The sequence below is a fragment of the Paenibacillus mendelii genome (assembly GCF_024498075.1).
In the GTDB taxonomy this organism is placed as follows: domain Bacteria; phylum Bacillota; class Bacilli; order Paenibacillales; family Paenibacillaceae; genus Paenibacillus_Z; species Paenibacillus_Z mendelii.
Genome location: NZ_JANHOF010000004.1, coordinates 1 through 17,117 on the forward strand (window position 1 = coordinate 1; position 17,117 = coordinate 17,117).

The 17,117-nt window shown below is 42.8% G+C and carries 18 protein-coding genes and 3 pseudogenes; 4 read left to right on the top strand and 17 right to left on the bottom strand.

Annotated elements, in window-relative coordinates; genetic code table 11:
* The 7 genes and pseudogenes from NNL21_RS14290 to NNL21_RS14320 all read right to left on the bottom strand — a co-directional run.
* Positions 1-141 (bottom strand): annotated as a pseudogene (locus NNL21_RS14290) (IS110 family transposase); the annotation flags it as partial.
* Positions 142-626: 485 nt separating this feature from the next.
* Positions 627-1,079, bottom strand: a complete 453-nt coding sequence (locus tag NNL21_RS14295; RefSeq protein ID WP_204817976.1) for a VOC family protein — start codon at positions 1,077-1,079, stop codon at positions 627-629.
* Between the two features lie 527 nt (positions 1,080-1,606).
* Positions 1,607-1,768, bottom strand: a complete 162-nt coding sequence (locus NNL21_RS14300) for a tyrosine-type recombinase/integrase (protein ID WP_256555298.1) — start codon at positions 1,766-1,768, stop codon at positions 1,607-1,609.
* A 258-nt stretch (positions 1,769-2,026) separates the two neighbouring features.
* A complete protein-coding gene (locus tag NNL21_RS14305; RefSeq protein ID WP_204818507.1) occupies positions 2,027-2,605 on the bottom strand; it encodes an SDR family oxidoreductase in 579 nt (192 codons plus the stop codon).
* 67 nt (positions 2,606-2,672) lie between these two features.
* The gene (locus tag NNL21_RS14310) at positions 2,673-3,191 is read right to left on the bottom strand and encodes a class I SAM-dependent methyltransferase (protein WP_204817977.1); all 519 of its coding nucleotides are present in this window, start codon (positions 3,189-3,191) and stop codon (positions 2,673-2,675) included.
* Positions 3,184-3,603, bottom strand: coding sequence for an SRPBCC family protein (locus tag NNL21_RS14315; protein ID WP_204817978.1), 420 nt, complete (start codon positions 3,601-3,603; stop codon positions 3,184-3,186). The genes NNL21_RS14310 and NNL21_RS14315 overlap by 8 nt, the downstream gene beginning before the upstream one ends.
* On the bottom strand, positions 3,596-3,919 hold the full coding sequence (locus NNL21_RS14320) for an ArsR/SmtB family transcription factor (RefSeq protein ID WP_204817979.1): 324 nt from the start codon (positions 3,917-3,919) through the stop codon (positions 3,596-3,598). Before NNL21_RS14320 ends, NNL21_RS14315 begins: the two co-directional genes overlap by 8 nt.
* Before the next feature lie 350 nt (positions 3,920-4,269).
* Between NNL21_RS14320 and NNL21_RS14325 the strand changes: the two genes are divergently transcribed.
* A complete protein-coding gene (locus NNL21_RS14325) occupies positions 4,270-4,374 on the top strand; it encodes a hypothetical protein (protein ID WP_256555243.1) in 105 nt (34 codons plus the stop codon).
* Here the strand turns inward: NNL21_RS14325 and NNL21_RS14330 are convergent.
* The 4 genes from NNL21_RS14330 to NNL21_RS14345 form a co-directional block, all read right to left on the bottom strand.
* A complete protein-coding gene (locus tag NNL21_RS14330; RefSeq protein ID WP_256555244.1) occupies positions 4,352-4,591 on the bottom strand; it encodes a hypothetical protein in 240 nt (79 codons plus the stop codon). The two genes, NNL21_RS14325 and NNL21_RS14330, sit on opposite strands and share 23 nt — an antisense overlap.
* 16 nt (positions 4,592-4,607) lie before the next feature.
* Positions 4,608-5,273: an IS110 family transposase gene (locus NNL21_RS14335; RefSeq protein WP_256555245.1), complete on the bottom strand. Its 666-nt coding sequence runs from the start codon at positions 5,271-5,273 to the stop codon at positions 4,608-4,610.
* A 396-nt stretch (positions 5,274-5,669) separates the two neighbouring features.
* Positions 5,670-6,416: a MerR family transcriptional regulator gene (locus tag NNL21_RS14340; RefSeq protein ID WP_204817980.1), complete on the bottom strand. Its 747-nt coding sequence runs from the start codon at positions 6,414-6,416 to the stop codon at positions 5,670-5,672.
* Positions 6,391-7,317 carry a DUF2268 domain-containing putative Zn-dependent protease gene (locus NNL21_RS14345; protein ID WP_204817981.1) on the bottom strand — a complete coding sequence of 309 codons (927 nt, stop codon included), beginning with the start codon at positions 7,315-7,317 and terminating at the stop codon, positions 6,391-6,393. Before NNL21_RS14345 ends, NNL21_RS14340 begins: the two co-directional genes overlap by 26 nt.
* Before the next feature lie 453 nt (positions 7,318-7,770).
* On the opposite strand from NNL21_RS14345, the pseudogene NNL21_RS14350 reads away from it, so the two are divergent.
* A pseudogene (locus NNL21_RS14350) lies at positions 7,771-8,135 on the top strand (transposase); the annotation flags it as partial.
* Between the two features lie 222 nt (positions 8,136-8,357).
* On the opposite strand, the gene NNL21_RS14355 reads toward NNL21_RS14350, so the two are convergent.
* From NNL21_RS14355 to NNL21_RS14365, 5 genes and pseudogenes are all read right to left on the bottom strand, one after another.
* Positions 8,358-8,516 (bottom strand): hypothetical protein, encoded by a 159-nt coding sequence (locus NNL21_RS14355; protein ID WP_204817982.1) that lies wholly within the window; start codon positions 8,514-8,516, stop codon positions 8,358-8,360.
* Between the two features lie 207 nt (positions 8,517-8,723).
* Positions 8,724-8,915 carry a hypothetical protein gene (locus NNL21_RS14360; protein ID WP_204817983.1) on the bottom strand — a complete coding sequence of 64 codons (192 nt, stop codon included), beginning with the start codon at positions 8,913-8,915 and terminating at the stop codon, positions 8,724-8,726.
* Between the two features lie 196 nt (positions 8,916-9,111).
* Positions 9,112-9,264 (bottom strand): annotated as a pseudogene (locus tag NNL21_RS36775) (WG repeat-containing protein); the annotation flags it as partial.
* A 66-nt stretch (positions 9,265-9,330) separates the two neighbouring features.
* Positions 9,331-9,459 carry a WG repeat-containing protein gene (locus NNL21_RS36780; RefSeq protein ID WP_204817985.1) on the bottom strand — a complete coding sequence of 43 codons (129 nt, stop codon included), beginning with the start codon at positions 9,457-9,459 and terminating at the stop codon, positions 9,331-9,333.
* A gap of 491 nt (positions 9,460-9,950) precedes the next feature.
* The gene (locus NNL21_RS14365; protein ID WP_204817986.1) at positions 9,951-12,935 is read right to left on the bottom strand and encodes an NPCBM/NEW2 domain-containing protein; all 2,985 of its coding nucleotides are present in this window, start codon (positions 12,933-12,935) and stop codon (positions 9,951-9,953) included.
* A gap of 1,136 nt (positions 12,936-14,071) precedes the next feature.
* On the opposite strand from NNL21_RS14365, the gene NNL21_RS14370 reads away from it, so the two are divergent.
* Positions 14,072-14,491, top strand: coding sequence for an MFS transporter (locus NNL21_RS14370; protein ID WP_204817987.1), 420 nt, complete (start codon positions 14,072-14,074; stop codon positions 14,489-14,491).
* A 708-nt stretch (positions 14,492-15,199) separates the two neighbouring features.
* Here the strand turns inward: NNL21_RS14370 and NNL21_RS14375 are convergent.
* Positions 15,200-15,637, bottom strand: a complete 438-nt coding sequence (locus NNL21_RS14375) for a DUF5946 family protein (protein ID WP_204817988.1) — start codon at positions 15,635-15,637, stop codon at positions 15,200-15,202.
* Between the two features lie 385 nt (positions 15,638-16,022).
* Between NNL21_RS14375 and mraY the strand changes: the two genes are divergently transcribed.
* Positions 16,023-16,973 carry a phospho-N-acetylmuramoyl-pentapeptide-transferase gene (gene mraY, locus NNL21_RS14380; RefSeq protein ID WP_204817989.1) on the top strand — a complete coding sequence of 317 codons (951 nt, stop codon included), beginning with the start codon at positions 16,023-16,025 and terminating at the stop codon, positions 16,971-16,973.
* Positions 16,974-17,117 lie beyond the last annotated feature (144 nt).

A 17,117-nucleotide genomic window follows, 5' to 3' on the forward strand; every position in this document is an offset into this window, starting at 1 on the left:
TTCAAACGTAATTGGCTTCCCGAGCTCGACTCCGCGGTAGTCTTGTGCTCGAGCCACATGTTTAAACTTTGCGATGTCTACACCGACAATTAAGGTAGAAGATGTGATTTGATTAATGCGTTCATTTTGAGTAGAATGCATCTTGTAGTCTCCTTGGTTTGTTTTTGGGATCCGTCAGCCCGCCAGCGTCGTGGACCCATTAACATCATACCAAGGAGTCATTTTGTTTCTCAAATCTCGTATTTCTTCATAATAGGAATGCTGCCCGTTACTTCAATGAAAAAAGCAGACTGCCGTTGCAATCTGCTCCATTCCACTCTCTTACCCGTTAGTTGAGTCCCTTTAATTTGGTTTTGCATTGATTTCCGTTAAAGTTCATGCATCATGAAGTCCCACCGAGTTAAGGCAGCTTGCTGCCGGCCGCGATGCGGTTAGTCGGTGCGGAGGTGTCCCGGCAATTACTTCCTCGTTCCTTGTTTCCGGGACCGAGGATCGCCAGACCCGGAGCGTGAATGCGGTGTTTATATGATGCCCCCGACTTCTTCGAGATACTTTCACACTGCTTTTCTGTTTCTATTTTTACTCTAGTAATGTATATTTCTGTTAAGTCTTCTTTTAAACGTCACTTATTTATTACCGAGTTGTTCCGCCAAACCGATTAGAAGTCCTTCACTTCCACGAATGTAGCAGAGCCGATACGAGTCCTCGTACTGAACCACTTCGCCAACGAGCTGAGCACCATACTTAGTGAGTCTGGATACCATTTCGTCAATGTCTTCAACGGTGAACATGACGCGTAGATAACCGAGGGCATTTACAGGAGCAGTTCGGTGATCTGATATAGTAGGTGGGGTGAGAAATCGCGAAAGTTCAAGTCGGCTGTGGCCATCTGGGGTAACCATCATAGCAATCTCTACACACTGTGAACCCAGCCCGGTTACGCGACCAGCCCATTCACCTTCGACAGTAGCTCGCCCTTCGAGCTTCAAGCCAATCTCCTCGAAGAAAGAGATTGCGTCATCAAGGGATTCTACAACGATGCCAACATTGTCCATTCTTAGTAATTTGTTTTTTGCCATAGTTTCATCTCCTTATGCGTACAAATTTATTACCTGATCATCTTTATATTTATTCTATCAAGAATTACTAATTCCTTCCAAACAATTAACATCTTGTCACAGTTCATAATAACAAAAATAAAGTCACAGTATAGTAAAATGTGAAATTTGGTTTTCGGATATGTCATATTAACTTTTATTCTACGAAATTCAATTCGTAATTACCGTAATAAGATCGTTTTACGTAATAAAATTACGTAGATACCCCTTTTCTAAACTCCTAATATTTTTATACTTTAACAATTACGATATTATCTCCTGCTTATTATTTTTGATCATTAAACTAAACTCCCTCTATGGAGAATCACTTTTCTCTTAAATACTTTCGTTTTCATAGATTTTGACCCAAGTTTACTACTTAGCAGATAACATTTAAGTGGTATGAAGTTGCAGAAGAAGGAATTTATGGGAACATTGAAGTGCAAAAAAGTCTGCCCTTTAGTTGAATAGCGGCGGATCTCTAAAGGCGAATCCACCGCTATTTCATGCTAAAAAAATCGCCGATAAAGTTCTCTCCGGCGCTCGTCACGGAGCTGAGCATAGATTTGCGTGGCTGATGCTTTTTCATGCCCCAGCATACCTTGGATGAAATTCAGTGGTGCACCGTTATCAAGTAGTTGGCAACTTGTTGTCCTAGGTTTTGTCCTCACAATCCAATCGTTCCAGTAGCCGTTTATTTTCAATAACGTCCTTCTCAGTTAATCGACCCAATTTTATTTTGGAAAGTAGTAGGAGGTCGTTATGGTCTGTGTAGTTGAAGTCTTTATAGATCTCCTGATTCTTCTTATGGAATTGATGGATTAGCTCTGTAAGTTCGAAATAGGGTAATGAACCTGACTTCCAATCCAGAAAAGATTGATACAAAGGCTCCAGTGCTTCTTCAGTTACAAATTTGTGATACTCCTCAATTAGTTCCCGCCCATGACAGCCATAATCGCTTCAGTACGTGTAAAACCGGGCGAAATAGCTACTGAAGTGACTCCATGTGTGCTTAGTTCATAATTCAAGGCATGCGTCAACTTGCTAATGCCATTCATAGCCAGGTCATTAAAGAGATTGCCCATAATCCCCTCGTCTGAGGTTTTTAATCCCGTCAATACGATACGGCCCTTGCGCCTATTCAGCAATGGAGCGGCATGCCATGCAGCAACCAAATGATTGCGCAATCCGTTGTCGATCATATTGTGCCAGTTGGTAAGCGATAGCTTCCAAAATGGATCACTTTTGAATGGAATGGCATTGCCATTAAATGCATTGGCTACAAGCAAATCAAGGACGCCATGTTCTCTTTTTATGGTTTCCGCAACAGCGTCATCGTCTGTGTGATCTAGTCGTACCGGAATTCCTACGCCACCTCGTTCCGTAAGCTGTTCAGCCGTATCTTCGACACTTCCGGGCAGTTCTGAGGTCTTGCGATTTCGAGATTCGATATCTGTAACGTATATCGTTGCTCCTGTTTCCCCAATACAAGTGCAATACCACGCCAGATTCCACGCGCCGCTCCGGTAACGACAGCAACTAAATCTTTATTTTTATCATAAAGTCACTCCAATTCTACATTTTTGAAATCACGCAGACCATTTGGACTGGATGTCTCGGTTCTACCACAACGTTCGACACCGTAAATCCGGCTTCAAGCAGATTATGTGACATTAAGTCCGATATTGTTCTTAGCCTACCTGGTGCCGGAGGTTGAATGAATAAGTAAACGTGTCCATCTGGAAGAAGGTGCTGCTTGATCGCAGCAAGCTCTCGTTCGGCCTTCATCCAGAACACATTGACATTGACGGCAAAGACTTTATCAAAGCGTTCGGTACCCAAGTCTGCTTCATGAATAGAGGCTGTTACGAATCTCACCTTATCCAAAGACATGAATGGAGCGGTTCGCTTCTTGGCTGCTTGTATCATCTTCTCCGATCGGTCTATGGCGGTAATCCGACCTTCAATCAAGTGGCTGCAAATCAGAGAGGCCATATGACCGTAGCCACAGCCGATCTCCAGGATACGATCAGATGGAGCGATATTCATTACATCCAATGCCCATAGATGACGCTCTGCAACAATCTCACCCATACGCTACACCTTCTTGAAGCAGGTTCTTTAGTCGAAATAGATTCTGTTCCCAGCCTTGATTATGACAATCCAGCTCTTCATCGGGAATCGCGGCATGCGTAAGCGTTAACCAAGTGCCATTGTCGTGAGGATCTAGAATAATCTCCACAATCGAAGAACCAGGAGGATGAGATTCACTTCCATCCCAGCCCCAAGTAAAGCATATACGGCTATATGGCTCCAATATCCTGTAATTACCCTGGACGAAATCGTTTTGGTTCATGTTGATACGAAGCCCTCCATTATATTTAGGATCCAGATTTGCCGACCTACCCAACCATTGGCTTAATTTCTGGGGTTGCACAAAGTAGGAATAGATGATCTCCTGACGGGCTTGAATAAACAACTTATGTTCCACAAGAAAATTATTCATGAGTTTGATTCTCCCTTTCTTCCTCCTCTGCCAATTGCTTCAGAACAAGCAGATGGTCGTACCAAAACTGATTTAAATACTGCTGTAAGTCTTGAAAGCCCTCCTTTCGTAAATAGTAAATTCTGCTGGTTTTCCGCTTTTCCACCGCAACCAATCCTGAATTCGATAAAATCTTTAGATGTTGGGATACGGCAGAGTTGCTAATATCAAAAACAGACGACAGTTCACCGGCGGATTTGCCCCCGGAACGAAGAAGTTCAAGCATCCTTCTGCGGTTCGGTTCCGCCATGGCAGTAAATAATTGATCTATATTCATGATATTATTTTAGCGCATACTTAATTTAGTGTAAACTTAAATAATGAATATAATTGCTTGTAAGTATTTCACTGCCGTCCGGCCATTCCGGCGATTCGGTGTCCAGCTTAGGCAAAGTAGCTGCTTCCACACTCAGTCCGGCTCGCTTTCGTTACTCTTATCATCGAATGCCGTAACTTTGAACACATAAGATGATTCTGCCATCAAACCAATAACAGTCGTGCATAGACACTTCGAGCGGAATCCATCAGAGTTGTTCCGGTTGTAACGACGTTATTGACTGACGAGTCGCTAGATGTCACCTCTTACGAGCGCTATATCACGAACTTATTGGCTCATGACATTCAGGGTTGATCATCAACGGAACAACGGGAGAAGCTCCTACGGTCTCGTGGGAAGAAGTCCGGGAGCTTATACAGCGAACGAAAGCCGTTATGGCATCAGTCCTTTTATGATTCGAAGCTGCTGCGCCATAGGAATCTCAGTAAGCAAAGCTTCGATGTCCTTTTCAATCTGTTCCAGCATGTTGGTAACACGCTCATATTCTTCAATGAGCCGTTTTAAGTCTGCTCTAGCTTCTTCTACAGCAGTTCGTTCTCCGACACTGCGTTTTGCTTGTGCGATGAGTTGTGCAGCCTTCTCTATCCCCGTAGAACCCCCGGCACGTTGCATAAATTCACGCCAAGCATTAATAACATCCGGTGCTGTATACCTCTGCAAATCCTGTGGGCAAGGGAATGTCTTCCGTGTCGCCAATGATCGCTCGCTTACAAGTCCAGTCTTTGAATACAGATGGATATTCGGGAAAACGAATGTCCAGCCAGCGTATGATCCGATTCTGCAGCCGAATACTGTTCGTCACCCAGAATTCTCGATCACTCATCATCGTCCGTAATCGTTGAAACACAAGCGATTGACGCGTGTATTCATAGTAGAACCCTCGACTGACTGCATCTGCGATAACCAACGCATCTTTGGGATCGTTCTTTGATGGACAGTTATCTCGATTTTCTTTATTACGCTTTGTCGTGGCAGGGTTCACCATAACCACATGTAAGCCCTTATACGATAACCAGTTAGCCAGGTTAAACCAGTAATGACCGGTTGGCTCGATGCCAATGATGAGCTTTTTTAAGCGATGTTTCTGCTGTAATTCGCTCATCCAGCGGCTCAACTTTTCAAATCCTTCAATGGAATTCGAGAATGAGAGATGCCGTTTGGAAACGACGATTCCACGGAAATTTGTGGCCAGAGCCACATGTGTTTCTTTGGCCATGTCGATTCCTACGACGAGATGCGAGGTGGTAATTTGTTCAATCCGTTGATTTTGTGCGTCTGTTTGCTTAAACTTCATAGTAAGAGCGCCTCCTTGATGTGTTGTCGACAAACCCATCATACCGAGGCGCTCCCTTTTTTACAAAGCTCATTTCTTAAGCTCTACAGGAATGTTTAGCGTAATAGCTTATGTTATCAATGCCTCATTTTCCCTTGCTTCTTCTTTAATGTGAGGAGTCCTAAACTATTATAGTAAGCAATTGTCCTTTCAATAATGCCCGTCTCTCGCTCTAATTGACCAGTCGTATAAAACTTAATCTCCCCCTTCCAATTAAACCGTAAACCATATCTATGCGGAAGAGTCAAGTCACAAGCAATGCCGTGTAAAACGATTCGCTGAATAAAATAATTCTTGAGTACCATCACGTTGTTGTTTTAAGACTGGCAGTTGAGCATTTACCATTCATTGAGATGATTACCGATTGATATTGTGCATTATTGCACTGTAAAGAAAATCTGCAAAATCTTCATTGCTATATTGATTAAAATAGTTTTTGAATCGTGCATCGAATTTGTAGGTATGAGCCATGCAAGCCAGTAACTCTGCATCACATGTCATGAATTGCATTAAAATTTTTTTCCACTCCTCGATTAGTCGCTGAACTTCATCGGAAGAAGGTTCTAGATCGACACAAGACGCAATTTGTTTGAATATTTCCTCCATGGATTGAAAACGTTCCTCTTTATCATCTAGTGATAATTTTTCCAACGTTTCATTAAACTCTTTATACGTTTCTGTTTCACCATAAATGAATCTCGCCTCATTTGCATATTGTTCTTTCAATGGCAAAACGGAAGAATGGTTGAATATTTGCAAATTGCTAATATCTTTCCCCGAAACGTATTCATTGAGAGCTACCATGATGGTTTCTAGTCTTTGTTTTCTCGATAATAAGATTTGTCGCTGCTTCTTTATTATTTGTTTCTGTTCTTGCCGGGTTAGCTTTAAAATGTCCGCAATTTCTTTCAAGGAAAAATCCAATTCCTTCAAGAATAAAATCGTTTGAAGCTTTTCCAAACTGCTTCGATCATATAGGCGATACCCTTTTTCCGTCAGATGCGTCGGTTTAAATAAATCAATTCTATCGTAATAATGCAGGGTCCGGCCTGTTATGCCTGTAATCTGAACAATATCTTTAACGGCTAATAATGGTTTCTTCATCCCAAAATCCTTTTACTTCGTCTAGTATTTGAGCAGCAGGCGTTATGGTGGCCTCAAAGATCGTTTTCCCCGTTTCTCTTAAATAATATTGGATTAAATAATAGCCGCAAGCGTAACCCGCGCTATAAGGCATATTGACCGGTTCAAAGTTTTGAAGCTTAGCAATCTCATCACCGTAAAGATACGGAGCAAATTTATCAAACCCGGTTAGTTGCAATTGCTCTCTAAGCACAGGCTTTATGCGTCCGTTAAGTGTTTCTGCGTTTATTTTCGTTACCCAAGGGCCTAGGAACTCTTCTCCAAACATGAACGTAGAAAAGTTTTCAGCTAATCCTTCACTTACAATTAGCTCGCCCAAATTAACGGTGTGATCCCACTGAATAAATTGATATCGCACATTATGGTTGCATTCATGCGCCAGCGCAGCCTTCATTCGAGGAATCGTGTACTCATTTGGCAAGAGTGTACCCCAGATAAACCCGGGAATGCCCCCAAAGCCGCTATATCCTTCGTTTATTGCTAAGGCACGGCTTTCCGGATTCCCTAGTTGAATGGTAAACAAATATTCGGATACGGGGAGACTTATTTCATGTTCTATAAATAGACGGAGGCTTTTCCTTACAGCGTGCTCACACTCTAACCAAAAAGAATCTGACGAAATCAACTCTACCTCAGGTGAAATCTGCTGGGTAATCTGATCAGGGGATCGATGCATCATACTATTAAATGTAATAACGTCAAAACCATTCGCCTCTTCAGCTTTAAAAGGGATCTGTTGAATTTGCCATTGTTTCATAAAGGGAGCCATCATTTCGTTTCTGAATAATTCAATCTTTTCCTCGGGCGAAGCTTGGGCAACTTTTTGATAAATTTGGTCTGAACGCAATGTTTTTATGTTCATATCTCTCACTCCTAGTTATGTATTCATAGAGAGAATTATGAACTATGACCTAACGTCATAGTCAAGAACTTTCTGAAAATTAGGTACATGGTGCTCCATCAGATACCTCAAGAATGAGTTAAATAATTGACTAAAAATTTTCCAATTAATTTTCAACATACTCTTAAAACTATCCTGCCTCTATGGAGAATCACTTTTCTCTTAAATACTTACGTTTTCTTAAATTTTGACCCAAGTTTACTATTTAGCAGATAACATTTAAGTGGTATGAAGTTGCAGAAGAAGAAATTTATGGGGCCATTGAAGTGAAAAAAAGTCTCCACCTAGACCACTCGTTTTAAAAAGTGGATGTTATGGGGTTGCTCCCTTGGATCTCCACATGGGCTCATGGCGGTCTACCCTCCCACATCTCGCGAGTCTACGCTCCCACATTCCTTCACTCAACCTGTCCATGTTCAGTACCAAGAGCATCTTTCCCACCTACGAAGTCAGATTGATGCCCTTGCTGAAGAAGTTGAAGCTTATCAGATTATTCAATCGATTCCCAGTATAGGAGGCAAAATCGCTGCAACGATTCTCTCAGAAATCGGGGAAATCCATCGGTTTAATCACGCCAAAAAGCTGGTTGCTTTCGCGGGAATTGACCCTAGTCTAGTGTTTACTCTTCAGTCAAGTTCACAGCGACAACCAATTGCATTACAAAACATGGCTCAAAGAAGCTGCGACACGCCTTATATCTCGCCGTATTATGCGGTTTGAAGAAAGCAGGCAGCAAGAGATTGCGTGAGTTTTACAATAAAAAGCGTGAAGCAGGAAAACCCTAAGAAAGCTTTGTCGATTTAGCTTACTTGGCATATTTATCATCCCAAAGATAAACCTTCCAGTACTCGCAGAGAAGGTTCTTTAGTGCACCTATTTTTAGTATACCGCCAACTTAATTTAAGAGAAAAATGTTGAAAAGATATTAGCTGGTTTTAGCATAACGTTCGGGTTGTTGGTATTAAAGAAATCGTATCCTTATTTAACGCTTAAAAACTTTATTATCTTTTCGCAAAAACACCAAATAAAGTCATCATAAAACCAAGTAGTACAATAAAAAATTCATTTCCATACATCTCAATACCTGGTTCACCTTGTATAAATAGACCGAGAAGCATAAAAGCAATACCTAAAAGCATTATTTTTATTGACCGTTCCACACCTTCACCTCACCCTATAATTTATAAACGTTACCACCATTTGGAAAGTTGCGTTAAACTCCCGTTAATTGAGAAACGGCAGCCGATTGCGGGTCGGCTGCTGTCGCGGGTTTATTCAGCTAACTGTTACCTGTTAGTTGAGTCACTATTTTCGAATTACACTTCAGGCTTCTAGATAACTATCGCCTTGTCAGAGGCCCTCTATTTCTACAATGTTTCGCGAATATGGGGAATGACATCATTTAATATCGCGGCAGCTTCTTGTAGCACTTCGACGTCTGCGTCGTCATTATATCGCTTAATTAGTTCGGCAATGTATTGTAAATCATTCGCCGTACCGTGGTCAGGGGCGAAAGCCGCGGCATCTTTGAATGTCTGCGGGTCAAGCTCGGCGGTCATAAGTTCTACCGGCGTTAAGGAATCGTAATTGCGCACAAAGGTGATAAACTGTTCGCTTTCTTCTGAAAATCGTGTTATGTGTGAAGTATCATTTATCGTTTTATTTATCCACGTAGCAAAGAACAGCGCACCAATAACGAAACCCAGTAATACAACGGCAATAATTATATTGGCGAATCATAGATCGGATCGATCACTAATTCTCCAGCGACATTGATTCATTGATCAAATTCCCGTTTACATCAATTATAGCTATTTTGCCTTCAGGTACTAATACACTGGCATATCCTTCCGAAAAAACATAGGCATGATCAAACACTGCCGAGATTGAAATGTTCCCGTCCATGTCAAAATATCCAAATTTACTTCCGTTGGTGAATAAAGCTCGTCCGTTTTCACAAAGGGGAAATTCACTTCAAGTATTGTATCTCCATCTAGCGAAATGAACCGTGTCTTCCCATTTATAGTACATGGGTATCCCCCCAGAGAAAAAACGGGCAAATTCAAATACGGGCTCAATTACAAACCTTCCATCCCGATCCATATATCCATATATTTCACTCCATCATTCCTTCTCGTAGTAATATCTGCAATAGAAACGCACAATTTCCCCTAATGAGTAGTTTTCTTCCAGTTTAACATAGTTTTTTGAGCATAACTGCCAGTTAGCGCAACGCGGCTGCCGATCCATGCCGGCAGCCGCGTCTTAGTTATTTATTTAGCTATCGTTCCCCGTTAACGTAATGACAACGTATTTCAAAAGCAGATTCACGTCAGGTTAAATGACTCCTAAAAAAGTAAGCGTCTCTTCCGCTGACGATGCTTGCGGAGTTGCTACACCCCTACTATTTGTGCGTTTATGAGGCAATAAATCAATGGAGCGATAGATCACCGATGTCCTTTTGTAAGGTCGAATGTTGCGGATACTTTGGTTATTTCGCTTTCTTTTCTTTCACATGCCACGTGAACTCAACGATTTGAATCAGGTATAGTTGCTTCAGTTTGAAGATCCTTACCGTTCATCTTTGTATGGATTTAGGGAGCCGTGTTGTCAGCAATAAATTGGGCGCCCGCCCAATCGGCGTGATCATTGCCAATTCCATCGCCAGCATCGGTAACGACTAACTTTAATTGTTTCCTCCCACTAACATCAACATCAACAAACTTGGCCGGAGTGTCTCTTTTCATCGTCCCGCTGTCAAACAATTTTTCACCATCGGCCCATACTTGAAAATCTACGGATCCGATATCGTTTGTGTTTGCTTCCTGGTCAAGGCCTACGTAGCATTGAAAGCGATCATACCCTCTCCCGGCAATGTCGTAAATAATTTCTGAATTAGCATGCGTTCCAATTCCTTTATCATAGGTGACAACGCCCGAATCACTTAGCAATTTAATCGGGTTCCCTTCGACACTAGCATCTCGATGAATCGTTCCCCAGCCAGTCGTCGCATAAATCCACGGAAGGTCGCTTAAATACAATTGTGAAGTGATGTTAAAATGAATCTTATACGTTTTCGTCACTGATCCATCTGCTGAGGTGACGGTAATTACGGTGGTACCCGGAAGTTGTTCAGCCGGTGAAATATCTACCTTGACATCGTTATTGGTCGGAATGACTTCCACCGTGGGTACATCCGATATCGTGCCTTCCAAAAATGTCATGTAGTAATCTTTGGTTACGTGATCAAAACTTGAGAAGGATTCCCCGTTGATCTTGATGTCATCTACTAACACCTCTTTCAACAGCTTAGCTCCAGCCCAATCAGCATGAGTCGCACTATTGCCGACGCCACCGTCCGTTACTTCCAACATAAGAACATCAACATCGGAAACATCAACATTGACATGCTGGGAATCCGCGTTATCTTTAATTACACCGCTATCATAGAGTTTTTTCCCGTCTCCCCACAATCTAAAGACGACAGAGGCCCCCTGAGTTTCACCGTCTAGTCCGATATCAGAGATAAACCTTGAAAAGTTTTTACCAATATAAAATGAAACTTTAGAGTAAGCATGGACACCCAATCCTTTTTCATACCCTTTACCGTTCAGAGTGATCATATTGCCATCTCCTTGAACGTTCCCGCCGACACTTGTATCCCTTTCAGCCGGACCCCAGCCGTTTGAAACGTTGCCGAAAAATTGCATGTCGCTGAGAAATGTATCTTCCGGCGGAGGGGCGGACGGGACTTGCACGGAAAATCCTGAGAGTACATGCCCCTGATTTCCCCCACCAGAATTGAACATGGCATTCGCTGTAAGATGACTCCAGCCAACCCCAGCGTCTAGAGGCACCGTCACCTTCCAACTCACCTTAACGGAATTGTTTTTGCCTGCCGGTGGAATGGTTTGAAATGTGGTGTCCGATCCGGGGATTACATTCCATCCTTCCGGTACATTTAGATTGAGATCCAGGTTATGGACAGCCACTCTTCCATAATTGGTCATCGTTGTTATGATCGTTTTGGTTTCACCTGGGGCTATAAAAGAAGGACCGTCAAACGATATACTAACAGCGGCAGGCACCTCGTTCGGTTTTCCCGGTGTAACACGGTAGGTGACCGCTGAAAATGGTTCAACATCGGAGACGATTTTGCTGGCATAACTCATTATTTGGCCAGTCCAATAGTCTTCAGCCAAATAAACCGATGCATGTTTGAAACCTAATTTTTCCGGTTCAGCACTGATTGTTGTCGCTGCAGCAGTCCGGTTGACCAATGTAATCATTTTGCTTCCGTCAGACAACGATTTCACCCAAATTTCTTTGCCGTCATTATTGATAATACGCTTAAATCCGTCAGTTGAAACCTCATTTCCCGTTCCCGGACTGATGCGATACATCATAATCCCGTGAGACGGAACAGAAGCACTGATTTTATCTGTGGTCGTTGCCGTTTCATGTGCCCAGAGATTCCGAACCGTATAGTTTTTCTTGTCGACAGAGGGTGGTATGCCCAATTGACTAAGACTTATCTCCATATTTGATGCATTATCGTTTGAGTTGAAGAACAACACGGCTTTGTCCCCATTGGCCATCGGTTTCAACAATACTAAATTACCGTCGTTTTGCTGCTTGATGGGGCGTCCCTGTATTCCGATTGGATCCTGATTCACCGCAATCACTTCACGATTGGTGTAAATATCTAAAATTTCTTGGGGGGCATTCAGTAAATCGGTACCCGCGAGCAATGGCGAAGCCATTATGGACCAAAGACCAAATTCGGTACGATATTCTTCTAGACTCATGCCCCCGTTACCGATTTCCAACATATCGGCATCATTCCAATAGCCCGGACCGCCATACGGATACAGTTCAACGTTCTTAAGGAATACGACTAACATCCTTAGATACGAATCACTAATATCACCGTTTGTCCGCCACAGATGGCCCACCTGCTTGCCCCATTCCCACGGATCATCGCCTCCCCCAACGCTCATACTGAAAACAATGTCCCGTCCTGTATCCGCAAGCGCATCGCGCATCTTCTCATAGCGTTCCTGTATCGGTCGACCCAGAGGGTCGCCACAATTATCATACTTTAAATAGTCGATTCCCCACTCGGCAAAACTTTGGGCATCTTGCTTTTCATAATTGAGACTACCAGGGTACCACGCACAAGTCGTTGTACCTGCGCTTGCGTAAATACCAATTTTCAGACCGAGAGAATGAACATAATCGGCGACTTCCTTAATCCCGTTTGGAAATTTTTCCGGATTGGGAATCAAATTGCCGTTTTCATCGCGATGATCAAGCATCCAACAATCATCGAGGTTGACGTATTGATAGCCCGCTTCTTTCATCCCGGACTCAACAATCTTTTTAGCCGTTTCCTTCACGCGATCGGCATCAACGTTACAACGAAAGGCGTTCCAACCATTCCAGCCCATCGGAGGCGTTTCCGCAAGCCCATTGTCGAGCGCATGGGCTTGCGAATGATTGAACCCTAACAAACCAATGCCCAGAGTAAACAAAAACAAAAGCTTTACCAACGACTTTTGAAACCAAGGGTTGTTCATTGAACATATCATCCTTTCTTTTATTTTATTCTCGTCCGGATTGTCAAATGCAATAGTCGGTATAAGAACAGACCAAGCCTCCTTTCTTCTTTAAAACGATTTGGGCATGACAGCTCAATATCCGTTGAAGCGAAATCATGTCCGTAGAGGCTCCATGTCAAACCTCCGCATAAAAGGTACTTTTCCGAATAGTAACTTTGCAAAACTAGGCTCGATTGCAAAATACATCGATTTGGACAGAAACAAGGACTATGGGCAGTGGATCGTCGGCGAGAACGAGACTACGCAGTTCTGGCTGGGTTTGCCGAACGATCTAATAAATATGGCGCATAAGACATTATCATTACCTGCAAGTCGATAATGTTATATATATTAGGTATTTCTTAGTGGAGATACTGAACCATAATGTATACATTTAGAATCTACTGGCTCTGTTAATTCTACCGAATAAACTTCACAATTCGGACAATACTCTGTTCCCAAGAATGAATCTCCAAACGGTAATACAACTTATTCTTCGCCATTTGGCATAATAAATCTCAATTCCCCCCCTCTTTGCCAATTAGCAAGGCATATTCATCGCAAATATACACACCTTGCGTCGGGGTTAGTATAATCTTCTTCCGAAAAAATTGCTTATGTTTTTGTACAAAGATTATGACAATTGTCCATTTATATTAAATCCACTTTACGGGAGTTGGTCGACGCATAAAGCTTGTACACTGGTAAGTTTATTCCAAGCGAATATACCCGCTGGTCAACCGCATAGTTGGATTTTCTATATATATATATTGTGAAATTCGAGCTAAGAAAATGTTCGCCGTCGCTTATTATGACGGGAAAAAGACGTGGATTCGCCACTCGGTAGTTAAACGCGACTTCAGTACAAAAATTGGACTGATGACGGGTCTTTGTACAGTATCGATGAACTTCTTCTCCGCACTCGGTTCCGGTCTCAGCAACCCACTAGCTCATAACGTTGGTCTTGGTTGGCGAGGATCGCTCTTATGCTGGAGCGGGCTTGCTGTAATAGCCACACTCTTATGGATTCCACGTCTTCGTTTACCGAATCAATTAATGAAGGTAAATAGAACGACAAAATCCAACCGGGAAGCTATCTGGAAGTCTTCATTAGCATGGCAAATCACCGCGTTCCCTTTACATTCATCGTGCCAATTATCGCCTGGCGTATGAAAGATCAGAGGTTACTTACTACACTGGCCTCCATGTTTTACTTAATTGGATTTATAGGGCTGGCAACGGGAACAAATCAGCTAGTACCTCTATGGGCAATATTGATCGTGGCCGGCAGCGGCTTTTCATTAAGTCTGGCTATGATGTTTTTCAGCCTGCGAACAAGATCCAGTCATGAGGCGGCTGAAATGTCGAGGATGGTGCAATCCATAGGATATTTAACGGCTTCAGTAGGTCCATTTCTATTTGATTTGTTTCATGATCTAACTCAGGGTTGGACAACCCCATTACTATTGCTCATCGTGACTTCTATTCTTATGTTTGGGCTCGGATTAGGCGCTGCACGCACACGGTTTGTTTAATTCACTGTACTTGAAATAAATCATTCAACTGAAGGGAGTAGCTTTTACGTATGAATGGATTTTTGATTGATTTAGACGGAACTTTATACCGGGGCGCGAGCCGATTCCGCATGCTCAAGCCTGATCTACGTTCATTCGCTAAGTAGGTTATTCCTGGCATTACGGAAGGCGATTTTGATGAATGATTATCAGATGGATGAGAAAAAAATAATCGGCAGCCTAAACCTTTTACATGGTCTTAGGCTGCCGATTTTTTAATGAGATTGTTACTAAACTGCCCGTTAGCCACCCATGCCCCTCTCGGGGCACCGCAGAATAATGAAAATTTTGGTGCGGCATTTTATACGATGTTTACGGCTGGTGAGGAAGGTCGTTACGCTATGGTGTCGCGAACCCATCCGTTAGTCTGACTACGACGATCAAGGTGCACCACGGTATGTCGCTCCTTTTTGGAAGCACGCGGGGTAGAGTAATCCTTTTCTGGTTGTGCACCAGTCCTCCAAACAGATATCGTGTCTTTTGACAGAACCTTCTATACATTAATGCTTCTCAATCTTCGCACTCTTCTGGGCCTTCTCAAAAACAAATCAGCGTTACCATTTTAATTCGGCATGCTGGTTTGTGTTTTGTATTCTTAATCGAGCTACAAAATATGTGTACCGTTACTTTAATTACCATTGCAACTTCGCTCTACTATAATCCATCCTATCATCTATTTAAAACAAGCGGTCCCATCTCTTTCAGCGTGGTACGTCCCCATTGCTCAATAAGCTTGCAATAACTTTCCGCATCATGCATCTGCGAGGCCACATCGGCGATCGTCATGGACCAGGCCACCTTGGGAAGAGGCGGCGCATCCGCCGGCCTTCGAATCCCCTTGGTGCGTCCTGGTCCTTGGGCGGCATCCTGGCGAATCATCTCCGTGGTGTGGCCTTCCTCCAGGTATTTTCGCAGCGCGGTTTGCACCCAGACATACAATTCATCGCTGTAGCCCTCATGTTGAACCATGTAGCAGGCGACGGTGAGAAAATGAACCCGTCCGTAACCGGGATCCGTGAACTCGAGTGCCAAAAATTCGCCGAAAATCGATTCGCATGTCTTCTCCCCAGTATGAACGGCGCCGCACTTAGTGCATGTTTCAGACATAAATAACACCTCCTATCACATCCCTTGATAGACGCATAAGATTGGAATAAGTTTCACCTTCTTCCGAAGGCATCTCCAAGAAAAAACTCTTATCTCGGTATGTTAAGCATTGGATGGCAAAGCTTTGTTCCTGTGATGAATTAGGCTACCTTTATTCATTAAACTGCCTTTAGCTTAATAATAAGGAACAGCTGCCGCGGCAAACTGTTCCTTGTTTCGTTCAGCTATCGTGTACGTTAGTTCAACGACTTATACCGAAAATATGAAAAAAAGCCAAGCAAACCTTCACTTTAATGAATGTAAAACCTTATGTATAGTTGATTTTGAGATATATCTGAATCATGCAGGACATTTCATTATATGACAAGGGAGGGGTGCTTTCAGAATGGTTGGAATCTTGGGTATATCCGGTCTTTCTTTTTTCCTTGTGGCATTTTTTACGCCACTGCTCATTTGGGGACTGCGCAACCTGAAGCTAACGCAGCCCATTCGCTCTGAGTTACCCCCTGACCATCAAGCCAAGCAAGGGACACCACTGATGGCTGGCCTCATTTTGCTTATTGGTGTGGTAACATCTTTACAATTTCACCCTGCACCATTGATGATCTTTTTGTGCGTTACGTTTCTCTTATTCAGTTCTGTTGGTTTTATGGATGATCTCAAAAAGGCAGCGTGGCAAGATCCATCAGGCATCTCTGGACGGACGAAACTTGTGTTTCAATTCGCATTTACCGCTATTCTGCTTATTACTTTGTTCCATTCGTTTTCGCTGACGAGCGATATTTCGTTGTTCAATGGTTTTCAGCTACACTTGCCCGTTTACGTGTACATAGCAATCATGTTATTATTTGTGGTTGGATCAACTAATGCAATCAATTTTACAGATGGTCTAGATGGGCTATTGATTAATGTTGCCATCCCGACTTATTTTTTCTTTTTCTTAATCTCAGACAAGCAGGAAGTACAAACATTTTCGCTCGTAATGATTGGATGTCTGCTCGGATTATTTCTCTATAATATTTATCCCGCTAGAGCATTTATGGGGGATACTGGATCGCTAGCAATTGGAGGTTCACTCTCCATCTTAGCGGTAATTGAGAAGGTAGAAATATTAATCCCAATTCTGTTTTCAGTTTATCTGGCCGAAAAATTTTCGGTCATCCTGCAAGTCTGTTACTATAAACTCACGAAGTTGCGACTATTTAAAATGGCTCCGATTCATTATCATTTCAGTTTGAAGTATGGCTGGAGCGAGAATAAGATTGTCATGGTATTTGGTTTCATATCTTGGGGGTCCGCTCTCATCTGTTGGTTTATTTGGAAATTTGCCCTCTAGGCTCGCCCTCACTTATAAAGGACAAATCCGAAAGGACAATGAGCACTAAAAGTGTTATTGTCCGAAAAAAATGGGGTTATGGGCTTAAGTCAAATCACCAGTTATCCTCCTCTTAATAGGCCCTACCTACCGTATAGTGGGGCC